Raw genomic sequence first — 23824 nt, 5'->3', positions numbered from 1 at the left:
AGAGCCCCTTGGAAACCATCCGCAACACGAGTAACAGAGCTGTCAGAAGCTTCGGTTCAGTCCCTGGACTGCAGCGACGTCGGCCGGATCACCCGAGAAATCCAGAACGACCGCGTCGCGGCCGAAAGCATGCAGGAGCAGTTCCGACGGTGCGCCCGTGAGCACCACCCGGCGTCCGCCGGCCTTCTTCACGGTCGTTGTTCTCCCGTCCGGAGTTACCAGATCCACTCCGACAGGCGATGCGCGGTACGCAAGCCGTCCCACGAGCCCTGCGATCGACCACAGCTTGTTCTGCAGGTCCACCGACAGCATGCGGGGCGCCCACTCCGGCTTGGCACGTCGCAGGTCCTCGTGGTGGACGAACATCTCCCCAACGTTGATCAACGGATCAAGGACCTTGAACGGTGACCACAGCGGTGGGCCGCTTGCCACCTCGGCAACGAGGTCTCTGTACGGGCGGGCCGCGACGTTGCTCTGAACCTTCTCGGTGTAGCCCGAGAGGAACGGAAGAAGTATCCCCGGCGCTGCATCGAGCCGCCGTTCGCGGACGACGAGGTGGGCGGCGAGGTCCTTGGCGGTCCAGTCTCCACAGAGAGTCGGGGCCGATTCGCCGACGGCCGTCAAGGTCGATACGAGTTCTGCGCGTTCGTGCTGTGCGAGGGTCACACCGATCCACGGTACGTGCCCTGTGTCGGCCGTGCCGGGAAGCGTCCGTAATCTCGGATCGGTGCCGATCCATGAAATTCTGATCATCCTCCTTGCCGGGCTCGGCGCGGGCGCCATCAACGCAGTGGTTGGCTCCGGGACACTCATCACGTTCCCGACCCTCGTCGCATTCGGGTATCCCCCTGTGGTTGCGACGATGTCCAACGCCATCGGTCTCGTGGCGGGCAGCGTGTCGGGAACCTGGGGCTATCGGCGCGAACTGCGCGGCCAGTGGTCACGGCTCGCATGGCAAATGCCGGCATCGTTCGTGGGGGCCTTGGGCGGTGCGTGGCTGCTGCTGCATCTGCCGCCGTCCGTATTCAGCGCGGTCGTGCCGGTCCTGCTCGTCGGGGCGTTGGTGCTGGTCGTAGCCCAGCCTGCGATTCAGGGGTGGGCCAGGCGCCGGTCGGAGGCCGCCGGTGTCGCGGCGGACCACGTCAGCCGAACCAAGCTCATGCTGCTCACCGTCGGTACGTTCGTCGTCGGAATTTACGGGGGCTACTTCACGGCGGCGCAGGGAATTCTGCTGATCGGCGTCATGGGTGTCCTTCTCCCGGACTCCATGCAGCGAATGAACGCAGCCAAGAACCTGTTGTCACTGATTGTCAACGTCGTCGCAGCCACCACGTACACGATTGTCGCCTTCGACGACATCAGTTGGGCCGCGGCCGGATTGATTGCCGCCGGATCGCTCGTGGGCGGGTCGGTGGGCGCACGGTACGGCAGGAAGTTGTCCCCGTGGGCACTGCGAATCACCATCGTCGTCATCGGCCTCGTCGGCCTGTGGCGGTTGCTGGCCTGACGGGTTGCTGGCCTGACGCTCGAACACAGCGTCAGGCCAGCGCGCACTACTTCTGCTTGACCGCGATGACGGTCGGCACGATCATCGGCTTGCGTCGGTACTTGTCTGCAACCCAGCGACCGACAACTCGCCGAACCGCCTGCGCGATCCTGTGCGTGTCGGTGACCCCGTCGGAAGCCAGCCGTTGCAGTTCTGCTTCGACGAGCTGACCGGTTTCCTTGAGAGCGGTCGGGTCGTCGGAGAATCCACGTCCCGATACTTCCGGAGCCGTGACGGCACGCCCAGTGGTGGAATCGACGGCGACTGTGATCGAGATGAAGCCACCCTCCCCCAACACCAGTCGGTCGGACAGCGTCGAATCGCCGACGTCACCGACCGACAGTCCGTCCACGTAGACGTGTCCGACGGGCACCTGACCGGTGATGCGCGCGAGACCGTCGACCATATCGACCACGACGCCGTCTTCGGCGAGAACGACTCGGTCCTCGGCGACTCCCGTGGCCTTCGCAAGAGCGGCATTCGCTCGTAGGTGACGCCACTCGCCGTGCACTGGCATCGCGTTGGTCGGACGAACGGCGTTGTACAGATAGAGCAATTCGCCCGCCGATGCGTGGCCGGATACGTGAACCTTGGCATTCTGCTGGGTCACCACGGTCGCGCCGCGCTTGGCGAGACCGTTGACGACGGCGAACACCGAGTTCTCGTTGCCAGGGATGAGCGACGACGCGAGCACGACGAGATCGTTCGCCTTGACGTTGATCTGCCGATGCTCACCGCGTGCCATCCGGGAGAGCGCCGACAGCGGCTCACCCTGCGACCCGGTGGAGATGAGCACGAGCCGGTCGTCGGGCAGGGTCGCCGCAGTGTCGACGTTGACCTCCAACCCGTCGGGCACTCGGAGGTACCCCAGGTCCTGAGCGATCTGCATGTTCCGGACCATGGACCGACCGACGAATGCGATGCGGCGGTTGTAGCGCTCGGCAACGTCGATGACCTGTTGGATGCGGTGCACGTGACTGGCGAACGACGCGACGATGACGCGCTGCTTCGCCTTGCCGATCACGGTGTCGAGAACTCCACCGATCTCGCGCTCGGGGGTAACGAATCCGGGCACCTCGGCGTTGGTCGAGTCCACCAGGAACAGGTCGACGCCCTCGTCACCGAGACGCGAGAATCCCGCGAGATCGGTGAGCCTGCCGTCGAGCGGCAACTGGTCGAGCTTGATGTCACCGGTGTGCAGCGCGAGGCCTGCCTCGGTGCGGATCGCGATGGCGAGTGCATCGGGAATCGAGTGGTTGACGGCGAAGTATTCGCACTCGAACGGACCGTGAGTGGTCTTCTGGCCCTCGATGACCTCGACGAGGTTGGGCCGCAGGCGGTGTTCACGGCACTTTGCCGCTACCAGGGCAAGCGTGAACTTGGACCCGATGACCGGCAGGTCAGGGCGGAGCCGAAGCAGAAACGGAACCGCTCCGATGTGGTCCTCGTGGCCGTGCGTGAGGACGACCGCTTCGACGTCCGCCATCCGGTTCTCGATGTGCCGGAAGTCGGGAAGAATCAGGTCGACGCCGGGCTGCTGGTCCTCGGGGAAGAGAACGCCGCAGTCGACGATCAAGATCTTGCCCTGATGCTCGAACACGGTCATGTTGCGACCGATTTCGCCGATGCCTCCGAGCGCGACGATCCGTAGACCCTTGAACGGCGCCTTCGGCGGAGTCCCGAGACGATCGGTCGGATCGAACTCCTTGCGGGTGTCCGGACGCTGGGTCCGTGCAGAATTCTGCACTACCGGCTTGGACGCCGGCCGCGACGCCTGCGCGGGCTTGTCGGCGGGAGGGCCTGCGCTTCGGGTTGCGCGGCCGCGTGATCGTGCTGGTCTACTCATACAAGAACTCCTGCTGCTCGCAGATCTGCTGCGAGCGAATCGATTTGGTCGATGCTCGGTGGCACCTGGGGAAGTCTGGGGTCACCGACGTCGAAGCCGATGAGGCGTAGCCCTGCTTTCGATGCGCTGACGCCACCGAGGCGGGCTACCGACCTGATGACGGGGATGAGGCTGACGTTGATGGCCTGCGCACGTGCTATGTCGCCGACCATGAATGCGGTATGCAGTTCGCGTAGACGCGCGGGGACGAGATGACCGATGACGCTGACGAAACCAGTGGCTCCGACCGACAACCACGGCAGATTCAGCGGGTCGTCGCCCGAGTAGAACTGCAATCCGGTCGATGCGATCAGCTCGGCTCCGGCGTTCAGATCACCCTTGGCGTCCTTGACCGCAATGATCCGCGGGTGCTCGGACAGCCTACGCAATGTCTCGGTCTCGATCGGCACCACCGAACGCGGCGGAATGTCGTACAACATGACCGGTAGATCTGTCGCGTCGGCCACTGCGGTGAAATGTGCGTACAACCCTGCCTGCGGGGGCCGTGAGTAGTAGGGAGTGACGACGAGCAAGCCGTGGGCACCTGCGCGAGCGGCGTCGCGAGCGAGTTCGACGCTGTGCGCAGTGTCGTTGCTTCCCGCGCCTGCAACGATACGTGCACGGTCTCCGACAGCGGCGATGACCGCGCGCATGAGGTCGAGCTTTTCGTTTTCGGTGGTGGTCGGAGACTCTCCGGTCGTTCCGGCAAGGACCAATCCGTCGTGCCCCTGCTCGACCAGATGATGAGCCAGGCGAACTCCCGCGTCGATGTCCAACTTTCCGTCGGCACCGAACGGGGTCACCATGGCGGTGAGCACCGTGCCGAACGCCGGCGAAGTGGGAGGAGCGGCATCACCGTATGTCATGGTCAGCAAGGCTACCCGGTACGCGCTGCCCGAATTCCCTCAGACCTCGGTGACGAAGGGGCTGTGGGCCACCTCGGATCCATCGGGCAACGCCGAGACCTCGAAGTCGCCGAAGACATCCGGCGCAACGGTCGCCAACTGGCGCAGGCATTCGACGGCGACACGGCGTATCTCTATGTCGGCGTGCTCGGATGCACGCATGGACACGAAGTGCCGCCAAGCTCGGTAGTTGCCGGTGACGACGACCTTGGTCTCGGTGGCGTTCGGTAGGACCGATCGGGCAGCCTGACGGGCTTGTTTTCCACGGAGCGCGACATTGGCCACCCCGTCGGACGTGCGTTCGAGAGCATTCAGCAACTCGACGTATGCATCGCGGCTCGCGTCGGTGGCCTTCTCGAACAGCGCTTCCAACTCCGGGTTGCCCACGATCGCAGGAGGCACGATCACCTTTGCGTCGTTCTCCGGTACGAAGCGTTGCGACAGCTGCGAGTAGGAGAAATGTCGATGCCGAATCAACTCGTGGGTGCACGAACGAGAAATCCCACTGATGTAGAAGCTGACGGTGGCGTGTTCGAGGACCGACAGGTGACCGACGTCGAGCAAGTGACGCAGGTAAGAGGCATTGGTGGCCGTTCGTGGGTTCGGCTTCGACCAACTCTGGTAGCAGGCCCGCCCGGCGAACTCCACCAGTGCTTGGCCGCCGTCGGCGTCGGTTTCCCACGGAATGTCCTCGGGCGAGATGAAGTCGGTTTTCGCGACCAACTGCACCTTCAGTGACACCGTCTTGGACACTCTTCTCCTCCACTCGACCAGCTCGAACCTCCACGCAACTCTATGCATGCGCCACAGTGACACCTTGCGTGACGGCATGGATGACGTCAGACTGATGTCATGGAACTGGACAAGTACACCGCTGCCCTCCGCGCCGACCTATTGGCAGCCGCCGCACTGGGTGACGAACACACCCGCAACACTGCCGATGCGCTCGCGTCCGCGGCACAGGCGTCAGCGAGGTTGATGCTGCTACAGGCGCTGTCCGACTTTGCCGAAGAGATATCCGACAAGCTGGACGATCACGCCGTCCACCTTCGGCTCGCCGGGAACGACGCGGTCGCCGAGGTCACATCGACCTCCGATGCGAGCGAGCCGCAAGACTACCCGTCAATGGACGACGTCACCGGCGAAGTTCGCCGCGTCACGCTGAGGATGGTCGAGCACGTGAAGGAACGCGCCGAAGAGGCTGCGTCGATGAACGGCGTATCGCTCAATTCGTGGCTGTCGCAGGCGGTTCAAGGCGCACTGCGCGATCAGATGCGCAAGGAACGCCCCTACTGAGTAGTCCTGAGCCGCGACTATTTCTTTTCGCGCCACGCCCGCTCGAACGGCAGCCGCCACGCATGAGGCGCGATCAGCTGGTGGATCGCGTTTGGCCCCCACGATCCCGGCGTGTACTGCCGCACCGGCGGCGGATCCGCGAGAAGTGGCGCGGAGACCTCCCACAGGCGCTCGATTCCTTCCGCTGTGGTGAACAGAGTGTGGTCGCCGTGCATCGCGTCCAGGATCAAACGCTCATAGGCTTCGAGAACGTCGGAGACCCTTTCGGTTTCCTGGATAGCGAACTGCATGCTGAGTTTGTCCAGGCGCATACCCGGCCCCGGACGTTTCCCGTAGAACGACAGCGATACTTTGGACGCATCGGCCAAGTCGAACGTGAGATGGTCGGGGCCTTGCGCACCGACGCCGGAGCCGGTCGGGAACATGCTCTTCGGCGGCTCTCGGAAGGCAATGGAGATTATTCTCTGCCCTTCTGCCAGTCGCTTTCCGGTTCGGAGGTAGAACGGAACCCCCGCCCAACGCCAGTTGTCGATCTCACACTGCAGCGCGACGAAGGTGTCGGTGTCCGAATCCGGAGCTACTCCAGGTTCCGAGCGATAGCCGGAATACTGCCCGCGCACCACCTTTCGCGGATCCACAGGCAGCATCGAGCGGAAGACCTTGTTCTTCTCCTCACTGATCGCACGTGGTTCCAGCGCCGTCGGGGGTTCCATCGCCATGAACGCAAGCACCTGGAACAGATGAGTGACCACCATGTCCTTGAATGCGCCGGTCGACTCGTAGAAGTTGGCTCGCCCGTCGAGGGTCAGCTTCTCGGGGATGTCGATCTGAATGTGGTCGATGAAGTTTCGATTCCAGATCGGTTCGAAGAGGCCGTTCGCGAACCGGAACGCAAGGATGTTCTGGGCCGGTTCCTTCCCGAGGAAGTGATCGATGCGAAAGATCTGTTCCTCGTCGAATGTCTCGTGCACTTTCGCATTGAGTGCGATTGCACTGGCTAGATCCGTACCGAAGGGCTTTTCCATGATGATGCGAGACCGCTTGACCAGGTCTGCAGCGCCCAGCATCTCAACTACGGCCAGCGCAGCCTTGGGCGGCACCGACAGATAATGCAGACGTTTGGTGCCCGGACCCAACTCGATCTCCGCACGCGCTACCGCTTCGCCGAGAGCAGCCGGGCCCGACTTCTGCGACACATAGCTGAGCTTGCCTGCGAATTGTCGCCACTGTTCTTCGGACACCTTGCGCGTGGAGTATTCGTCGATAGCTTCGAGGGCCATCTGCCGGAACTCGTCACTCGTCATCTCCTCGAGGGACGTACCCACGACGCGTATCCGCGGGGCAAGATCCGACAATGCCAAGTGCATCATGCCGGACAGCAGTTTTCGTCGGGCCAGATCGCCGGTGGCGCCGAAGAGCACAACGACCTGAGGCGGCAGTTCACTGGATTTCGTAGACGCGGGCGTGGTCACATCCGAAATAGTGGCACCGATGGGCTCGGCTCGCTGAGCGAAAGGCGGATTGTTCACAAAACCGATGCCAACGCTGAAACGAGATCTCCGCGCTCGCCGACGACCACCGATTCCAACTCCAACCATTCGGCCATCTCGACAAGCACGGGAGCGAGCGCAGCTGCGATGGTCCGTGCGTCGCGATCGCCTTCCACGAACGCGCCGAGCACTCGAAGCTCGGACCGCACACTGTCCCTCTTCAGATCCACCCGCGCGACCAAGTCGCCGTCGAGCAGGAACGGGAAGACGTAGTACCCGTGGACCCGTTTGTGCTGAGGGGTGTAGATCTCGATCCGGTAGTGGAAGTCGAAAATTCGCTCGACGCGGGGTCGGAAGAAGATCATCGGGTCGAACGGACACAAAAGCGAGGCCCCCGTGGCGGACCTCGGGATCCGAGCGTCGGCATGGAGATACGCAGGCGTGGACCATCCCCGTACTGCCACGGGTTCGAGCACACCACCTTCCACGAGGTCGACGATCGCAGCTTTCGTCTGCTTCTGCGAAAGGCGGTAGTAGTCGCGAAGATCGGGCTCGGTTCCGATCCCGAGCGCGGCGGCCGACTGCGCGACTAGTGAGCGGACGGCGTCGGCTTCGTCGACACGCTGTCCCAGTATCTCCGGGGGTATCACGCGTTCGCTCAGATCGTAGTGACGGACGAATCCGGTACGCGTTGCCACTGATACGACACCGGCAGCGAACAATTGTTCGGCGATGATCTTGATGTCGCTACGGTCCCACCACGGACCTTTTCGGCCCGGTCGCTCCACCTCCAGAGCGCGTTCGATGTCGCCTGCGCTCGACGGCCCTCCATCGGTGATCACGTCGAGTACATCGCCGATGAGAGCCGGATTGCGCTCGACCACCGACTTTGCGCCACCCCACCTACCGTCTCGATAGAGCTCGGTTCGCCATCGCATGAGCGGCCAGTCCTCGACCGGGATCAGCGCGGCCTCGTGCGCCCAATACTCGACGAGCTTTCGAGGCCGTCGCGTCGTGTCGGTCCATGCCGCGGTGTCGATAACCGCACGGTCGTACTTCCCCACGCGGCTGAACACCGGCGCGTAATGCGCTCGAACCAGCACCGACACCGAATCGATCTGCAGCAATCGGTTCTTCTCGATGACCTTCTGCACTGCGCGGGTGGACGCGCCTCGCTCCGTCACGGTGTGCGGCGACGCCAACCCCTGCGCGGCCAGAGCAGCACGCCTGGCCATCGCAGCACTCATTTCGCGCATGGCCCCACCTTGCCACGGCGGTCCGACACGGTTTTCTACGGATTCCATCCGTGCGATCGCGCGATGTCTTCCATGGTCGAGACGAGCTGCGACACACCGGGTTCTTCGATGGGGAAGTGGCCGCACCCTTCGAGGAGCACCAGCGAGGTTGGGCCCGCAATCCTGTTCAAGAATCGGATGCTGAGTTCCATTGGCGTCCAACGATCTTCCGCAGGGTGCGCAAGGGTCACCTTCGGCCCGGTGTACGTCTCCGGCGCTGAGTGTTCGAAGGACATGAAGCTGCTGAGAAAACCGAGCGGCAACGACACACCACCCCCGAGCGGATCTGAGGCGCACAGCGCAGACAGTTCTGGATCGGCGCTCATGTTGTCGATGTCCATCAGCCAGCGCACCGGAACGCGTGCCCGGCCGAACACCGACGCACCGAGCTTCAGAAGGGTCGGCGCCGGCCGACCGACGAAGCTGTAGCGTGCCGCCGCCGAGCGTGCAGCCGGGTCCGACGGGTCGAGCAAGCACGTCGCGACGACGTCGTCGACCTGACCGGTTCGCGCTGCGACCTCGTACGACAACATGCCGCCCATGCTCGCACCGAACAGAACGAGCGGACGTGAATCACGTTGTCGCTCGGAGACAACGAGGTCGCACAGCATCTCGACCCAATCCTCGTATCGAACGCGACCTGGGTCGGACACGACTGTTCGTCCGTACAGCGGCATGTCGGGAAAGAGCACCTCTGCCCCTCTGGTCGCCGCGAACGCCGCGAACGGCCAGAGCGCGCCCGAGTGTCCACCTGCTCCGTGCACGGCCAGTACCTTGAAGGGCGAGTCGCCGGCGCCCGCCCTCGCGACATGCACGGCGTTGTCTCGCCATCGCCAAGTCGTCGACTCGGGCTCCGTACTCGTTCGATACTTCTGCGGCAGGAAACTCGCATATCGACCAGGAGCCATGCCGCGAGACTAGCTCGGAGGTCCGTTCGTGGGCAGCACCGCCGCGACGAGAAGAGGAAGAATTGTGTCCGACTTCGGCGGACCGTCACTCCATCAGCTGTGCGGCGACGGTTGCGCCCAGTTCCCTGCACGCCTCGAGATCGCCCTTGGTAGGCGGACCCGACGCGACAACGAACTCCGCGGTTTTGGTCCACCCCAGGCCTGTGGTGATGGAGCCGACCGCCCGCTCCGCGCCCTCGGTTCCTTCGTTCCCATGAAGGTAGAGGCCGAACGGTCGGCCCCGAGTCGAGTCGAGAATCTGGTAATAGGCGCCGTCGAATGCATGCTTGAGGGCGCCGGAGATGTAACCGAGGTTCACCGGGCTGCCAAGGACGTAACCGTCGGCCGCCAGGAATTCTGCCGAGGACACCGACAACGCCGCGCGTCGGATCACCTCGACACCGACTATGTCGGGATCGGTCGCCCCGGCTACCACTGCCTCGAACATGGCCTGCATGTGCGGCGACGGAGTGTGATGTACGAGAAGAAGAGTGGCCATCAGGATCCGGCGTCCTCACGCTCCAGTGCCACCGCACGCTTCATCGTTTCACGAGCTCGACCACGGTCTCCGGCGTAATCGTAGGCGCGTGCGAGCCGGTAGGAATTGCGCCAGTCGTCCGGGTCTTTCTCCCACTCCCCCTTGATCTGTGCGAACAACTCGTCGGCTGCTTCACGGGAAATACGACCGGAGGGCATTCTCGGCAGGTCGGAGACGTCGAGCTCCAGGTTCTCGTCGCGGATCCGCTGTCCTAGATGCTGATGCTCGAAACCCGCCTTCAGCGTGGCGCCGATGATCCAAATTCCGATGACGGGGAGGATGAGAACGCCGATTCCGAGACCGATATTCACCGCGCCGCCGGTCTGGATCAGCGAGATGCCCCTGGTACCGAGCAGATAGAAGTAGAACCCCAGGATCAGCACCATCACGCCGATGATGAGAACAACTTTCGTTACCTTGTTCATGATCGTTTACAGATCGAGTAGCGGATCGAGGCCGACGGTGAGCCCTGGCCGGCTTCCGATCTCGCGCACCCCGAGCAGTACTCCCGGTGCGAACGACGTCCGGTCGAGCGAGTCGTGACGGATGGTGAGGGTCTCGCCCTGAGTGCCCAGCAGCACTTCTTGGTGCGCAACCAGTCCGGCAAGACGAATCGAGTGCACTCGGACACCGTCGACGTCGGCGCCGCGCGCACCGTCGAGTTCGACCGTCGTCGCATCGGGGCTCGGGCCCACGCCCGCTTTCGCTCGCGCCGTCGCGATCAGCTCAGCGGTTCGGTAGGCGGTTCCCGACGGCGCATCGGCCTTGTTCGGGTGGTGCAGTTCGATCACCTCGACAGAATCGAAGAACCGCGCGGCCTGTTCGGCAAAGCGCATGCTCAGAACTGCGCCGATGGCGAAGTTCGGCGCTACCAGAACGCCTGTTTCCGGCGACGCCGCCAGCCACGACCGAACGGAATCGAGGCGACCTTCGTCGAAGCCGGTGGTACCGACGACCGCGTGGATGCCGTTCTCTACGAGAAACTTCAGGTTGTCCATCACGACGTCAGGGTGGGTGAAATCAACCACGACCTGGGTATTTGCGTCGGTGAACATCGTCAGCTCGTCACCTTGGTCGACTGTCGCGACGAGGTCCAGGTCCGTTGCGGCTTCGACGGCAGCGCAGATCGCCTGCCCAACCTTGCCGCGGGCGCCCAGGACACCGACACGAACGGGTACTTCTGAACTCACTTCTGCTCCACTCTTTTCGACCGAGACGCTCCCTGCAGGTGAAGCCTACTGACTCCGCCGGACCCCCTACAATTTCCGATAACGGATCGGTGACGATAGGTCCCCCGCCCTCGCATTTTCTCTCACTACCTCGATACTGACATCAGTTGTCACACAACAATGTTGGGGGGTGAGGGGAATGATCAACAGCGCGCAACAGTTGACGTGGGGCATCGACGGACCGACGTTCCTGCGGTGGTACCTCGTGGCCGCCCTTCTCGCGATCGTCGTACCGGCCGCGATATCGTCCTCGACCAGGGGCAACGGCCGAGCGCTTGCGCCGAGCCGCGTACTGACACCGCCCGAGGTAGGCGCTCTGACCAGCGACTATCAGGCACTCATCGCGTCGCTGTCGGTGCTACGGGCAGCGGGAACTCTCGCACCGGGTGGACGGAAGGCGCGTCCGCTCACGGCCGAAGAACGGTCGAAGTTGGATTGGTTCACGCGCATTGTCTCCGAACGCATCGGATCGGGAACCCGCCCACCCAGCAAGGCGTCGCTCATCAACTCGCTCAGTGTGACGTTCGCCCAGTTGCGCGGCCCGCTCCTCGACATGGGCTACCTCACCGGTTCACATGCAGCGCGCGCCGCGAAGTTCCGGGTCGGCTGCGTCCTAGTGGTGGTCACCATCGGCGCGGCACGTGTCATCGCAAGAATCGCCGGCGGAAAGCCCGTCGGCTACCTCGTACTCGCCATCATCGCCTTGCTAGCCTCGGTTCCGTTCGTTCGACGCGTACCTCGCCGAACACCGCGTGGATCGGCGGAACTTCGCAGACCGACCAGCGACTACGCGCACCTACAACCCCGTATGCGACCCGCGTTCGAGACCTACGGGCCCTCACACGCGGGAATGTCGGCGGCGCTGTTCGGCGGCGCTGCACTGCTGTGGCTCGACCCCCAGCTGGCGGGTGCCATGAACGCCGGTGCGAGTACGAGTGCCGGTTTCGGCGGGTTCGACGGCACCGGAGGCGGTTTCGACGGTGGTGGCAGTGGTTCGGACAGCGGCAGCTCCGGCAGCAGCTGCGGCGGCGGTGGGTGCGGAGGATGAACGACACATGGGGAATTCCGTCCGATGTGTTCTGGAAGCTCTACGTGCTCACCGCACTCGGACTACTCGTTGTCGCAGTAGCGTGTCGAATCATCTTGCGACCCGAGCCCGAAGCCCAGAGCGCGTACCTGCTGACGCCACCGGAGATGGGGATGTTGGCGGGAGGAAGCAGCCGCGCGATCGCGGCGTCACTGGCAGTTCTGCGCACTGCGGGGGCGATCACCGTCACCGGGGAGATCCATGGGACTCTCCCGGTGAACGACCCGACATTCGATCGGTTCACCAGAGCCGTGTATGCGAAACTTGTCCTGACCAGGGTGTTCGGAGCACGTCGCAACCTCGGTGACCTGCTCGGCTCGGAAACGTCCGCGCTTCGCCAATCGTTGACCGACCGGGGTTACTTCACCCCGGCGACGTGGTCGCGGACTCTGACGCTCAACACCGTTCCGCTCATCGTTCTCGGAATGATCGGTGTCGTACGTCTGGCTTTCGGTGTCGCCGGCGGGAAACCGGTCGTATTTCTACTCGTTGCTGTGATCGGCATCGCGATCGCCGTATCGCTACTTCGGGTATCCGACGGGCGGACGCGTGCTGCGCGCACGGCAGTGTTGGATTCGACGATCGCACATTCCTATCTCGCCCCGAGCGCAAAGCCTGCGTTCGCGGCATACGGTCCTCGCCTGGCTGGGGTGTCTGCGGCGCTGTTTGCCGGGTCGGCGTTGCTGATGATCGATCCAGCGCTTGCCAGCGCGGCCGGGATCACAGCCGATGGCGGCGGCGCGGGCGGAGACGGCGGAGGGGAAGCGGGTGTGGCGGCGGCGGATGTGGCGGCGGAGGCGGAGGTTGCGGCGGATGAGCGCTCTCGACGGACTCGGTATCGGATGGCGTCCCGAAATCGCAGGCATCATTGCCCAATTGGACGGGCTCGCCTTCTGTGAAGTAATCGCGGAATCCGTGGGCACCACCGCGCCGGAGTCGTTGGCTGCGTTGTCGTTACCGACGGTGCCGCATGGCATCTCGTTGTCATTGGGCAGCGCCGAGGGCATCGACACCGACCGAGTGGACAATCTGGCACGGGTTGCGGCGCTGCTCGATGCACCCCTGGTCAGCGAACATGTCGCCTTCGTGAGGGCGGGCGGAGCAGAGGCAGGGCATCTACTGCCTGTCCCCCGAACCTACGAGGCACTCGACGTGCTGGCCCGAAACATCACCGTCACCCAGAGCGGACTACCAGTGCCGCTGGCGGTGGAAAACATTGCAGCCCTGTTCGATTGGCCGGACGACGAGCTGAGCGACGGCGAATTTCTCGCCGAGCTGATTGAACGCACCGGCGTCACACTCGTTCTCGACATCGCAAATGTCTACGCGAATGCGCTCAATCGGCGGCGGGACCCATGGACGGAGCTTCAGAGGTTGCCCGTGGACCGAATTGCGTACTGCCACATCGCCGGAGGTAGCGTCCGCGACGGCATGTATCACGACACCCACACCGATCCCGTTCCGCAGGAGGTACTCGAGCTGCTGACAGAGGCGACGCGCTCGGGGTTTGCCTCCGCGCTCATGCTCGAGCGGGACGGGCACTACCCTCCCGCGGCCGAACTACTCGACGAACTCGACGCGATCGCGGATGCCGCTGGTATGGAACGCGTCACTGCGAACACGGAATGGAGTCGGTTGTGAGCGAGCTCGCGCAGCGGCAACTCGATCTGGTGCGCGCCCTCGTCGACGGCGGCCCTACGCCGGAAGGTTTCGACGCCTCGGCCCTCGGTGTCGCCGCAGCGGCGTTGCTGCGCAAACGCGCAGGTGCCGCACGACATCACATCCCGGTCGCAGCGGCATCCCTCGGCGACCGGTTCGGCCCGCTCTTCACACAGTGGGCGACGCATCGACCGAAATCCGACTCGGCGGCCGAAGCGCACGAGTTCATCGAGCATTTGTACTCGATCGGCGAGCTGGACAGACCCATGACGGCGCGCCGATTCCGACCCGCTGCCCGATGGTTCTCCGTGCGGCGATACCGTCGGTAGGTGACGACCGAATCTCCTGCCGTTCTTCGCGCCGACAACGTCGACCTCGTGCGGAACGGGCGATACCTCCTACGGGACGCGACACTGCGGGTGGACGAGGGCCAACACTGGGTTCTGCTCGGCGCCAACGGCGCCGGCAAAAGCACGTTGCTGAGCTTGCTCGGGGCGTTCGTTCACCCCACGCACGGAACGGTTCACGTCCTGGGACATCGACTCGGCCGGGTGGACCTACGCGAACTGCGCACCCACATCGGTCACGTGGATCCGCGGTTGCGGGTCGAGCCGTCCCTGACTTTGTTCGAATCGGTCCTGACAGGGCTGACCAACACCCCGGACATCATTCCCAGATGGGCGGCAAGCGAGGACGAGGCCGCTCACGCACGTGTGCTCATCGACTCCATGGGCGTCCGGAATCGTTCGGAGTCACCGTGGTACACACTGTCCCAAGGCGAGCGCGGACGAGCACTCATCGCACGTGCTCTTCTGGCGAACCCTGCTCTGCTACTTCTGGACGAACCCGCGACCGGTCTGGATCTCGCCGCGAGAGAACAACTTCTGACCGCGATGGACGCTTTGCGCGCCGACCATCCCGCGCTGGCAAGCATCCTCGTCACCCATCACCTCGAGGAGATTCCTGCGTCCACGACGCACGCCGTTCTCATCCGAGACGGCAAGATCACCGCGCACGGCGTCGTCGAAGAGGTCATCACAACGAAGAACATCAGTGAGTGCTTCGACCACCCCATCGTCATCGACCGCCGAAACGGCCGTTGGGCTGCAACAGCCGGCTAGAACGTGATTACCTGCCGGATGGCGTTGCCGTCTGCGAGTTCGTCCATGCCGCGGTTGATCTCGTCGAGACCGATGCGCGAGCTGATCAGCTTCTCCACGGGAAGCCGTCCCTCACGCCACATCTGGGCATACTTCGGAATATCTCGCGCAGGCACCGCGGAACCGAGATAGCTGCCGATGATCGTTCGTGCCTCGGCGACGAGACCGAGTGGCGAGATCGACGACCTCGCGTCGGGAGCCGGGAGGCCGACGGTGATCGTCTTACCACCCGGTGCTGTCGCCGAGACAGCAGCTTCGAACGCCCGCGCGTTTCCGGCGGCCTCGATGACGATATCTGCCTTGATCCCCAGCTCTTCGCGCTCGGCAGGCGAATATGTCTGTGTGGCACCGAGTTCACGCGCAGTGGCCAATTTGTCCGGGACTCCGTCGACCCCGATGACTTCGCCTGCCCCGACCGAGACTGCAGTGAGAACCGACGCCATGCCGACGCCGCCCAGTCCGATCACCATCACCGACTGACCTGGCCTCGGCTGCCCAGCGTTGAGAACCGCACCGCCACCGGTGAGTACAGCGCAGCCGAGAACAGCGGCAACATCGGCGGGAATGTCGTCGTCCACAGCCACTACCGATTTGCGGCTGACCACAGCGTGAGTCGCAAAGCCCGAGACTCCGAGGTGATGCTTGACCTCGGCGCCGTCACGGGCCAGCCGTGCACCGCCGTCGAGCAGAGTTCCCGCGTTGTTGGCAGCACTTCCTGGAATGCACGGCATCTGGCCGTCGGTTCGGCATCCTGCGCACTCACCGCAGCGTGGCAGGAAGGTCATGACGACGCGGGTCCCGAGGGGCAGATCGTCGACGCCGTCACCGAGCGATTCGACCCGCCCTGCTGCCTCATGGCCGAGGAGCATCGGCACCGGCCGGACCCTGTTGCCGTCGACGACCGACAGATCCGAGTGGCAGAGCCCCGCCGCTTCGATCCGGACGAGAAGCTCGCCGGGGCCGGGAGGTGCAAGTTCCAACTCCGAGATCGAAATGGGAAGCGATTCCGCGAACGGCCGTGGCCGCCCGATCTCCTCGAGTACAGCGCCGCGAATCTTCATGGACCCACTCTAATGTGAGTGGTGGAACACGAGCGGCAGGTATTGATCGCCACTCGCGAATTTAAGAGAGAGGCACTCACAATGGCAGCCGAGGCCGAAGTAGGTGCGCGACCAGTCCCGTCCACCCTGTCTGATGCGACGCGCCGAGACCTTCACCGGTGTCACCGTCGAAGTACTCGTTGAAGGTCGGATGAACGCTCCACAGTGGATCGTTACTCGACTCTATCCGCTCACCGTCGGCCGGGCGTTTCCCGTTCACCGGCCGGAACAACGAGGCAAGTCCATTGTCGATGAGATCGGCGGCGTCGGTCAGTGTGCAGTGATTACCGGACCCAGTGGGAATCTCGATCGTGAAGGAATCTCCGTAGTGACGTCCGTAGGCGCGGAGCTTGTCGGCGAGTAGGACATTGACCGGGAACCAAATCGGTCCGCGCCAGTTGGAGTTCCCGCCGAACATCCCGGTCCTGGACTCCCCCGGTTCGTATTCGATGGACAGGCTTCGCCCATCGATGTCGTACGTGACCCCCTCCCGATAGGAGGCAGACAGTGATCGAATTCCGAACTGTGACAAAAATTCTTCGGAGTCGAACATGCGCGAGAGAACTCTTTTCAGTCGCTCGGGCTCTACCAGCGAGAGCAGCACACGCACCTCGTCCCCGTCCTTGCGCGCCAGGAGAGGACTGATCATCTCGGGCCTGCGGCGCTGCACCCAACGCAGCCTCGCCGTCAAATCCGGGCATTCTTCCTCGACCCACGACGGTATCTCCGTCGCGCCGAGAATCGGCAACAACCCGACCATCGAGCGGACCCGCAACGGAACGGCGTCACCCTGGGGCGGCACCAAGACGTCGTAGAAGAAGCCGTCCTCCTCGTGCCACAACGAAATATGCTGCGAACCGAAGGATTTGACCGCCTTTGCGATCGAGAGGAAATGCGCGAAGAATTTGGTCGCGACGTCGTCCCACGCACTGTCGTGGCGGGCGAGTTCCAGCGATATCTTGAACATCTGCTGGCAGTAGAACGCCATCCAACTCGTGGCATCCGACTGCTCCAGCCGAAATCCCGGTGGCAGCGGTGCCGACCTGTTGAACAGTCCGATGTTGTCCATTCCGAGGAACCCGCCCTCGAAGATGTTCGATCCCTCGGAGTCCTTCCGGTTGACCCACCACGCAAAGTTGAGCAACAGCTTGGTGAAGACACGAACGAGAAACTCGCGGTCTCGATACCCGTCGATGCGATAGACGTGCCACGCGGCCCATGCGTGCACCGGCGGGTTGACATCTCCGAACTCCCATTCGTACGCCGGCAGTTGACCGTTGGGGTGCATCGACCACTCCCTGCACATCAACACCAGTTGTTCCTTCGCGAAATCCGGGTCGACATGCGCGAGCGGAATTGTGTGAAACGCCAAGTCCCACGCCGCAAACCAGGGATACTCCCACTCGTCGGGCATAGAGATCACATCGGCCAACGCAAGGTGACGCCAATGCGTGTTGCGTCCACCCGGACCCTGCCGGGACTCCGGAGCCGGTTCTCCCACCTTGTCACCTTCGAGCCATTGCTCGACGTCGTATCGGTAGAGCTGCTTGGTCCACAGAAGGCCTGCATATGCGCGACGCGCCACGTGCCGATCCTCGTCGTCGAGGTCCTCGCCGATGACCTTTCCGTAGAACTCGTCAGCTTCGGCGCGCCGATCGGCGACGACCGCGTCGAACCCTCGGCCGAACGTCTGTTCGTCCGGCGCGTTGGTGGACAGGCGAAGCTTCACCTCGACGGTCGCGCCCGGAGCAATGTCGTCGAACGAAAACCAGAATGCCGACTTGGTTCCTGTCTTGTCCGGGTTGACGGCTGCATTGTCCCCGTTCACCACTCGATGCCCGATCCCGTCCTTGCTGTACCGGGACCTGTTCTCCTGTCCCCACAACTCGGCCGAGTTGGTCTCGTTGTCGCAGAACACGGCCTCGGGATGGCCCTCCGCCGCGAGGTAATACCTGCCGAGGAATCCGTGCTCGGCTTCGATTGCGCGCATCCCACCCGACTGAAGTTCCGGCGGCACAACCTCTTTCAGTATTCCGCCGCGTTCGTCGCGACCCCAAGACCACGTATTGCGTAGCCACAGATGAGGAAGCAGGTCGACCGACGCCGCCTCGGGCCCGTTGTTCGTGATCGAAATGACGATACAAATGTCGTCGGGGGACGCCTTGGCGTAGGTGACCTGGACGTCGAAGAACCTGTTGCCTTCCAGGATTCCGGTGTCCGACAGTTCGTATTCGCGCTCGTCACGCCCACGACGGGCATTCTCCTCGCGTAGCTGCTGATACGGGTATTCCGCCTGGGGGTACCGATACAGCCACTGCATCCAGCTGTGCGTGGGGGTGCCGTCGACGACCCACCAGTATTCTTTGGCATCCTCGCCGTGATTGCCCTCTCCGTTGGTGAGCCCGAAGAGCCGTTCCTTGAGAATTGGATCCTTACGATTCCACAGCGCGAACGCGAAGTTCAGAAACCCGAACCGATCGCTGATACCACCGAGTCCGTCCTCCCCCCAGCGGTATGCACGCGCATGCGACTGGTCGAAGGGGAACGACTGCCATGCATCGCCGTCGGCCGAATAGTCCTCACGCACCGTCCCCCACTGCCGGCCGGCCAGGTACGGCCCCCACTGCCGCCAGGGTCCCGAGACTCCCGGCGATTCGGCGAGGCGAGAATGTTCGGCGGTGGAAGGCGTGTCAGCGTCGTCGGTCACGCTCCTCAGTCTGCTATCTCGACGTCATGGACGCACGCCGACGTTGCTGGCCACGTATCCCACCCGACGCTGTACCGCTGCGATTTCACGGACCCCGTCTCCGAGTGAGCTCCGCTCCAGCGGGGATAGGTCGGCCATCACCAGAATGTCGCCCGGCTGAACGCCTGCTTCGATCTGCTCTATCTGGTGGCCGAGCCGAAGTCGCTGAAGCATCTCGAATACCTCGGTCAGAACGCCGACGTCGCGATCGTCCAGCAACCCGTTACCCGACGCCGCCGCCAGTCTGGCGGGCGTCGACGCCGACGCGAGTCCGACAGACATGCCTCCCCATCTGGCCAGATTCACGATCGGAGTGATCGCGTGCGATTTGAGGTCGAAGGTCCCTCCGCGTCTGGCCAGAACGTCGCGCAACGATCTGAGTCTCGCGCGCCCCGCAAGCGCATCGCGCAGCTGAAGACGCAGGGCATCCGGATGGTCCTCCGCCATCGTGCGATACACCTGGGGAACAGTGTGCAGATCACTGTTACCCCACACGACTCGTCCATCGACGAGCAGTGAGGACATGATCAGACCGGAGTCGCCGGAGGGATTTCCTCGATCCCCGAACGGATTGCTGAGCCAATGCGCCGCTGCGGTACGCCACTGAGAGGCCGATCGCGCAAATCTTGGAGAACTGGCGAGAGCGCCGTTGGTATCGGCGGGCAATCCGCAGGCAGCGAGGGTGCGGTGTACACGAGCCGCGAGTTCCATGAGGGCCGTGTCCCTGGTGCGACCCCTGTCCGCCGGGTCTGTCAGCCGATCGGACCAGGACAGGGCGCTGTCGACGTCCGACGACGGCATAGCTTCGCGTCGCGCGACGCTCCCGAGCGTCAACCACGCCATCTCGGTTCGCGGCACCTCCGGATCGGCAGACCACTCGAGCTCCAGCGACCGGCGTACGACGCTGTCGATGACGACCGACAGAATCGCGCTGACTGCCGCCGCATCGGTGCCCCCGCGGAAGAGATCGACAGCCAAACCGGGGATTCTGCGTGCGGCGACCGCCAGTTCGTCGGCGTCCGACGCGAGCGCCACAGCTCGCCTGAGAACGAAACTGCGTCTCGTCGACGCCGCGTGTAGTTCACTGTCCTCGACGACACCGAGCACGTCACCGCGGGCCGACGTCACCGGCATGTGCCGCAACCCGCGGTCGAGCATGTCCACCAGAACGGTGGCCGCGAGGCGGTCGGCGGTCACCGTGGCGGCCGGCGCGGTCATGACGTGTCGTATCGGTGTATCCACACTGATTCCTGCCGCGACGACTCGAATTCGGAGATCCCGGTCGGTGAAGATCCCGTACGAGCCGCTCGCTAGCGGGATCACCACACACGAACTGCCGCGTTCGGTCATCTGCACAACCGCGACTCGCACGTGGGTGTCGGGATCGACCAGAACCGCAGGTCCGGACAGCAACTCGCCGACCGTGCGCTTCGTCGTCCGGTCGACGGCGCCTCCGACCTGAGAGTTGGCCGTCGACACCGCGTCGGCAAGAAACTTCAGACCCGCGGGCTCGGCAAACAGGGGCCGCATGAGCTGGCCCGGCAATCGAAGAAGGGCACTGGGCTCGGTCGTCCGAGCGACGAACCCGAACGACGAGCCGGACAGCATGGCCGAGAATCCGAACACTCCACCTACGTCGACGGCATCGATCGGAACCGTCTCATCGGGCGCCAGAATGACCACGCGACCACTCTCGACCACCCACACCGAATCGACGTCACGCATCTCGACATCGAGAATTGTTGCGTCGCTGCCGTATTCGAAGCGAACAGCGTGCGCGGCGAGGTCTGCGAGCTCGCCGGGGGTCGCGGACTGGAACGGCGGGAACCGGCGGAGAAACTCAGCTGTGTCGACCACGGACGAGATCTGCACACTTCTCCGCCATCGTCATGACGGTGATGTTCGGATTGACCGATGGGAGTTTGGGCATCGCAGATGCGTCGACCACACGAAGATTTCTGACACCTTTGACGCGAAGCTCGGGGTCGAGGACTGCCATCACGTCGCCCACAGCGCCCATACGGGCGGTGCCTGCCGGGTGGTAGACGGTGTTGTGCGTCTTGTGCACGTAATCGAGAAGATCTTCGTCGGTCACAGCGTCCGGACCGGGAGCGAGCTCACGCCCGATCCACGCTGTGAGCGGGTCCTGCGCAGCAATCTCACGCGCGAGTTTCAGTCCCGCGAGCATCACTGCGTCGTCGTGTCCCTCGGGGTCGGTGAAATACCGCGGATCCACCTTCGCCCTGTCGCGGAAATCTCGGCTGCGTAGTCGAACAGTTCCGCGGGAGCGGCCCTGAGTGACGTTGGGCGTCAGGCAGAATCCATTGTCCGTGGTCGGATAGCCCCATCGCAGAGTGTTCATGTCGAACGGAACGCTGCCGTAGTGCATCATCAGATCCGGATACGACAGATCCGGCTGCGTCGTTGCGAAAACACCGATCTCCCACCATTGCGACGACGTCGTCACCATGGGTCGCGACGCCTCCCAGAACACGAGGCCTTCGACGTGGTCGTCGAGGTTCTCCCCCACCCCGGGCGCGTCGACTCGCACTGCGATTCCCATAGCGCGCAATTGTTCTGCGGGTCCGATCCCGGACAACATGAGCAATTTGGGGGTGTCGATCGCACCTGCGGTGACTATCACCTCTCGTGACGCGGACACGGTGTCGTAACCGGTCAGATCCGGCCGCTGGTATCGCACGCCCGTCGCCGACAATTGGTCGTCGATCAGGATCTCACTGATCCAACAATTCGTGCGCACTTCGAGATTGGGACGCGAATCCAATATCGGGTGCAGGTACGCGTGCGAGGTGGACATCCTCTTTCCGTCCTCGCCTGCGTTGATCTGGAACCACCCTGCACCGTTGAGAACGGTGGTACCCCGGTTGAACTTCACGGTCGGCAACCCGACCTCGGCCGCGGACTCCAGAACCGCCGTGCCACAGGGATCCTCGGGCGGAATGTCGCGGATGCGAACGGGGCCGTCGTGTCCGCGACCGGTGTCGTTGTTCTCGACGCGCGCCACCAAGGGCACGATGTCCTTCGAACCCCATCCAGTCGCGCCGGCGGCCTCCCAATCGTCCAAGGTCTCCGCCGGTGGATGAAATGCGATACAGGAGTTGTGCGACGAACACCCGCCCAGAACCTTGGCTCGCGCGTGACGCATGAAACTGTTGCCGCGCTCCTGCGGCTCGACGGGGTAGTCCCAGTCGTAGCCGGAGTCCAGCAGATGCATCCACTCGGACAGTTCGAGGATGTTGTCGTCCCCGACATCCGATGGACCCGCCTCGACCAGGCACACCGTGACGGTGGGATCCTCGCTCAGCCTGGCCGCAAGGACACAGCCTGCGGTGCCTCCTCCTGCAATGACGTAATCGAAGACGGTGTCGGTCACGCTGCGCTCCTGTCGTCACCGGTGGATGCATGAGATTGCAATGTACCGATGTGGTGGCGACCGGTGACGGAGTACCAGATCAAGCCGACACCGAGGATGCCTCCGATGTACACGAACGCACCCCATGTGTTGTACCAAGGACTGCCGTACACCTCGACTCGCGGCCATGCCAGATTCAGTGCCATTCCTGCGCCCCAGACGACCGCGACCACATTGACGAGCATGCCCCACTTGCCCATCGTGAAGTAACCGCCCGGCTTCAGATCCTTAGGTGGCCATTGACCTTTGAGCCTTTTGACGAGCAATGGCCCGGTCACCATCAGGTAGGCGAGGTAGATCATGATGATCGCGATCGAAGTCAGGACGGTGAAGATCTGAGGCTGGCCGACGTTGACGACGAGAATCAAGATCGCGAGCACTCCGATCGTGATCGCGGGCACCACCGGAGTCTGCGTCTTGGGGTTGACCCTTGCCAGGCTTTCGCCGAAGGGCAGCGCATTGTCACGAGCCATAGCGAATGTGAGCCGGATCGCAGCGGTATGTACGGCGAGTGAGCAGACGATGACTGCGATGACGATGCAGATCAGGAAGATCGTGCCTAGTGGACCCCACATCACGGACTCGACGATCGACTGCAGGCTCCCTTCAGGGGTGCCCAAGGAAGGGTCGTCCAGGTCCGGCGCGGCCATCACTGCGAACACGAGAATTGCACCGCCGATCACGAACGATGCGAGTATCGCCCGCAGAATTGCTTTCGGAGCAGTCCTTCTCGGTTCGACAGTCTCCTCGCCCAGCGAACTCGCCGTGTCGAATCCGTACATGACGTAGCCGGATGCGAGAGAGGCGACGAGGAACGCCGCGAGGAAGCCGCCGCTCACACCCGCGCCGTATCCGTTGGTGGAGAAGAAGACCTCAGGGCCTCGGGTGATGTTCGCTGCAAGGATGATCGCGATGAGCACAGCGGCGATCAGCTCGATGAACACACCGGCGCTGTTGATCATGGCCATCAGCTTGACGCCGAGCGCGTTGATCGTGGTGGTGATCGCAATCATGATCGCACCGAGCAACACGGCGTTGGTCGCGAAGTCGTTGTCCCCGCTGCCGTCGCCGATGATCTGAAATCCGGTCCAAATTCGGGGCAGGTTCAGCTGGAGTGCGAGAACCACGGCCGCGAGAGTGACTATGGACGCGGTCAGCATCAACCAGCCCGCAGACCAGCCGACGATGCGCCGGCCCAGCAGCTTTGCCCAGTTGTACACCGATCCGGCCACAGGATATTTCGCAGCCAACTCCATGAAACACAGTGCGACACAGAATTGGCCCACGAACACCAACGGCCACGACCATAGATACGCAGGCCCCGCTGTGCCGAACCCGAAATAGAACAGCTGGAACGTTCCGGTGAGGATGGATATGTAGCTGACGCCTGCGGCGAACGAAGCGAACTTGCCCAAGCTTCGATCGAGTGATTCCTTGTAACCGAAATCGTCCATGCCGCTGTCGGTGTTGGATGTCATGGCCGGCCTGCCTTTCTGTGGCAGAACTCA

General features: G+C 63.4%; 22 protein-coding genes. 7 read left to right on the top strand and 15 right to left on the bottom strand.

The window, feature by feature from the left end:
• Nucleotides 1–42: 42 nt before the first annotated feature.
• Nucleotides 43–666: a TIGR03085 family metal-binding protein gene (locus D8W71_RS15620; protein ID WP_201265096.1), complete on the bottom strand. Its 624-nt coding sequence runs from the start codon at nucleotides 664–666 to the stop codon at nucleotides 43–45.
• A 61-nt stretch (nucleotides 667–727) separates the two neighbouring features.
• Between D8W71_RS15620 and D8W71_RS15615 the strand changes: the two genes are divergently transcribed.
• Nucleotides 728–1507, top strand: a complete 780-nt coding sequence (locus D8W71_RS15615; RefSeq protein WP_121114557.1) for a sulfite exporter TauE/SafE family protein — start codon at nucleotides 728–730, stop codon at nucleotides 1505–1507.
• Between the two features lie 46 nt (nucleotides 1508–1553).
• Here the strand turns inward: D8W71_RS15615 and D8W71_RS15610 are convergent, their stop codons facing one another.
• Genes D8W71_RS15610 through thyX form a run of 3 tightly spaced genes read right to left on the bottom strand, consistent with a single transcriptional unit; the run spans nucleotide 1554 to nucleotide 5137 of the window.
• On the bottom strand, nucleotides 1554–3392 hold the full coding sequence (locus D8W71_RS15610; protein ID WP_121114555.1) for a ribonuclease J: 1839 nt from the start codon (nucleotides 3390–3392) through the stop codon (nucleotides 1554–1556).
• On the bottom strand, nucleotides 3389–4297 hold the full coding sequence (dapA, locus tag D8W71_RS15605; protein ID WP_121114553.1) for a 4-hydroxy-tetrahydrodipicolinate synthase: 909 nt from the start codon (nucleotides 4295–4297) through the stop codon (nucleotides 3389–3391). Before dapA ends, D8W71_RS15610 begins: the two co-directional genes overlap by 4 nt.
• A 39-nt stretch (nucleotides 4298–4336) precedes the next feature.
• Complete coding sequence (gene thyX / locus D8W71_RS15600) at nucleotides 4337–5137, bottom strand: FAD-dependent thymidylate synthase (RefSeq protein ID WP_121119299.1); 801 nt, start codon at nucleotides 5135–5137, stop codon at nucleotides 4337–4339.
• Between the two features lie 51 nt (nucleotides 5138–5188).
• On the opposite strand from thyX, the gene D8W71_RS15595 reads away from it, so the two are divergent.
• Nucleotides 5189–5632, top strand: a complete 444-nt coding sequence (locus D8W71_RS15595) for a toxin-antitoxin system HicB family antitoxin (RefSeq protein WP_121114551.1) — start codon at nucleotides 5189–5191, stop codon at nucleotides 5630–5632.
• A 17-nt stretch (nucleotides 5633–5649) separates the two neighbouring features.
• Here the strand turns inward: D8W71_RS15595 and zwf are convergent, their stop codons facing one another.
• The 6 genes from zwf to dapB form a co-directional block, all read right to left on the bottom strand.
• Nucleotides 5650–7104, bottom strand: coding sequence for a glucose-6-phosphate dehydrogenase (zwf, locus tag D8W71_RS15590; protein ID WP_121119297.1), 1455 nt, complete (start codon nucleotides 7102–7104; stop codon nucleotides 5650–5652).
• 53 nt (nucleotides 7105–7157) lie between these two features.
• Complete coding sequence (locus D8W71_RS15585; protein ID WP_121119295.1) at nucleotides 7158–8378, bottom strand: winged helix-turn-helix domain-containing protein; 1221 nt, start codon at nucleotides 8376–8378, stop codon at nucleotides 7158–7160.
• 35 nt (nucleotides 8379–8413) lie between these two features.
• Nucleotides 8414–9325, bottom strand: a complete 912-nt coding sequence (locus tag D8W71_RS15580; RefSeq protein WP_121114549.1) for an alpha/beta hydrolase — start codon at nucleotides 9323–9325, stop codon at nucleotides 8414–8416.
• Nucleotides 9326–9410: 85 nt separating this feature from the next.
• Nucleotides 9411–9863 (bottom strand): flavodoxin family protein, encoded by a 453-nt coding sequence (locus D8W71_RS15575; protein ID WP_121114547.1) that lies wholly within the window; start codon nucleotides 9861–9863, stop codon nucleotides 9411–9413.
• Nucleotides 9863–10327 (bottom strand): hypothetical protein, encoded by a 465-nt coding sequence (locus tag D8W71_RS15570; protein ID WP_121114545.1) that lies wholly within the window; start codon nucleotides 10325–10327, stop codon nucleotides 9863–9865. Before D8W71_RS15570 ends, D8W71_RS15575 begins: the two co-directional genes overlap by 1 nt.
• A gap of 6 nt (nucleotides 10328–10333) precedes the next feature.
• Nucleotides 10334–11092, bottom strand: coding sequence for a 4-hydroxy-tetrahydrodipicolinate reductase (gene dapB / locus D8W71_RS15565; protein ID WP_121114543.1), 759 nt, complete (start codon nucleotides 11090–11092; stop codon nucleotides 10334–10336).
• Nucleotides 11093–11270: 178 nt separating this feature from the next.
• Here dapB and D8W71_RS15560 point away from each other — a divergent pair, with 178 nt between their 5' ends.
• The 5 genes from D8W71_RS15560 to D8W71_RS15540 are packed head-to-tail and all read left to right on the top strand — an operon-like array spanning nucleotide 11271 to nucleotide 14998.
• Complete coding sequence (locus D8W71_RS15560; RefSeq protein ID WP_153275387.1) at nucleotides 11271–12179, top strand: TIGR04222 domain-containing membrane protein; 909 nt, start codon at nucleotides 11271–11273, stop codon at nucleotides 12177–12179.
• Nucleotides 12176–13117: a TIGR04222 domain-containing membrane protein gene (locus D8W71_RS15555; protein ID WP_201265094.1), complete on the top strand. Its 942-nt coding sequence runs from the start codon at nucleotides 12176–12178 to the stop codon at nucleotides 13115–13117. Before D8W71_RS15560 ends, D8W71_RS15555 begins: the two co-directional genes overlap by 4 nt.
• A complete protein-coding gene (locus tag D8W71_RS15550) occupies nucleotides 13032–13859 on the top strand; it encodes a DUF692 domain-containing protein (protein WP_121114540.1) in 828 nt (275 codons plus the stop codon). The genes D8W71_RS15555 and D8W71_RS15550 overlap by 86 nt, the downstream gene beginning before the upstream one ends.
• Nucleotides 13856–14206, top strand: a complete 351-nt coding sequence (locus tag D8W71_RS15545) for a hypothetical protein (RefSeq protein ID WP_236077452.1) — start codon at nucleotides 13856–13858, stop codon at nucleotides 14204–14206. The genes D8W71_RS15550 and D8W71_RS15545 overlap by 4 nt, the downstream gene beginning before the upstream one ends.
• Nucleotides 14207–14998 (top strand): ABC transporter ATP-binding protein, encoded by a 792-nt coding sequence (locus tag D8W71_RS15540; RefSeq protein WP_121114536.1) that lies wholly within the window; start codon nucleotides 14207–14209, stop codon nucleotides 14996–14998.
• On the opposite strand, the gene D8W71_RS15535 is transcribed toward D8W71_RS15540, so the two are convergent.
• The 5 genes from D8W71_RS15535 to D8W71_RS15515 form a co-directional block, all read right to left on the bottom strand.
• Entirely contained in the window at nucleotides 14995–16098 is a 1104-nt protein-coding gene (locus D8W71_RS15535) for an alcohol dehydrogenase catalytic domain-containing protein (protein WP_121114534.1), read from the bottom strand. The two genes, D8W71_RS15540 and D8W71_RS15535, sit on opposite strands and share 4 nt — an antisense overlap.
• A gap of 76 nt (nucleotides 16099–16174) precedes the next feature.
• Nucleotides 16175–18844 carry an MGH1-like glycoside hydrolase domain-containing protein gene (locus D8W71_RS15530; protein ID WP_121114532.1) on the bottom strand — a complete coding sequence of 890 codons (2670 nt, stop codon included), beginning with the start codon at nucleotides 18842–18844 and terminating at the stop codon, nucleotides 16175–16177.
• Between the two features lie 24 nt (nucleotides 18845–18868).
• Nucleotides 18869–20740 (bottom strand): putative nucleotidyltransferase substrate binding domain-containing protein, encoded by a 1872-nt coding sequence (locus D8W71_RS15525; RefSeq protein WP_121119293.1) that lies wholly within the window; start codon nucleotides 20738–20740, stop codon nucleotides 18869–18871.
• Nucleotides 20724–22277, bottom strand: coding sequence for a GMC family oxidoreductase (locus tag D8W71_RS15520; protein WP_121114530.1), 1554 nt, complete (start codon nucleotides 22275–22277; stop codon nucleotides 20724–20726). Before D8W71_RS15520 ends, D8W71_RS15525 begins: the two co-directional genes overlap by 17 nt.
• Nucleotides 22274–23794 carry an APC family permease gene (locus tag D8W71_RS15515; protein ID WP_121114528.1) on the bottom strand — a complete coding sequence of 507 codons (1521 nt, stop codon included), beginning with the start codon at nucleotides 23792–23794 and terminating at the stop codon, nucleotides 22274–22276. The genes D8W71_RS15520 and D8W71_RS15515 overlap by 4 nt, the downstream gene beginning before the upstream one ends.
• Nucleotides 23795–23824 lie beyond the last annotated feature (30 nt).

Source organism: Rhodococcus sp. P1Y (genome assembly GCF_003641205.1).
Taxonomy (GTDB): Bacteria; Actinomycetota; Actinomycetes; order Mycobacteriales; family Mycobacteriaceae; genus Rhodococcoides.
Note: the sequence above shows the minus strand (reverse complement) of the source record. Positions and strands in the feature narration are given on the sequence as shown.

Bases quoted from the DNA above. Each gene is read 5' to 3' on its own strand.
- thyX (WP_121119299.1), bottom strand. From the start codon at position 5,137: ATGCATAGAGTTGCGTGGAGGTTCGAGCTGGTCGAGTGGAGGAGAAGA.
- D8W71_RS15610 (WP_121114555.1), bottom strand. From the start codon at position 3,392: ATGAGTAGACCAGCACGATCACGCGGCCGCGCAACCCGAAGCGCAGGC.
- D8W71_RS15595 (WP_121114551.1), top strand. From the start codon at position 5,189: ATGGAACTGGACAAGTACACCGCTGCCCTCCGCGCCGACCTATTGGCA.
- D8W71_RS15580 (WP_121114549.1), bottom strand. From the start codon at position 9,325: ATGGCTCCTGGTCGATATGCGAGTTTCCTGCCGCAGAAGTATCGAACG.
- D8W71_RS15575 (WP_121114547.1), bottom strand. From the start codon at position 9,863: ATGGCCACTCTTCTTCTCGTACATCACACTCCGTCGCCGCACATGCAG.
- dapA (WP_121114553.1), bottom strand. From the start codon at position 4,297: ATGACATACGGTGATGCCGCTCCTCCCACTTCGCCGGCGTTCGGCACG.
- D8W71_RS15560 (WP_153275387.1), top strand. From the start codon at position 11,271: ATGATCAACAGCGCGCAACAGTTGACGTGGGGCATCGACGGACCGACG.
- D8W71_RS15555 (WP_201265094.1), top strand. From the start codon at position 12,176: ATGAACGACACATGGGGAATTCCGTCCGATGTGTTCTGGAAGCTCTAC.
- D8W71_RS15535 (WP_121114534.1), bottom strand. From the start codon at position 16,098: ATGAAGATTCGCGGCGCTGTACTCGAGGAGATCGGGCGGCCACGGCCG.
- D8W71_RS15550 (WP_121114540.1), top strand. From the start codon at position 13,032: ATGAGCGCTCTCGACGGACTCGGTATCGGATGGCGTCCCGAAATCGCA.
- D8W71_RS15570 (WP_121114545.1), bottom strand. From the start codon at position 10,327: ATGAACAAGGTAACGAAAGTTGTTCTCATCATCGGCGTGATGGTGCTG.
- D8W71_RS15585 (WP_121119295.1), bottom strand. From the start codon at position 8,378: ATGCGCGAAATGAGTGCTGCGATGGCCAGGCGTGCTGCTCTGGCCGCG.
- D8W71_RS15515 (WP_121114528.1), bottom strand. From the start codon at position 23,794: ATGACATCCAACACCGACAGCGGCATGGACGATTTCGGTTACAAGGAA.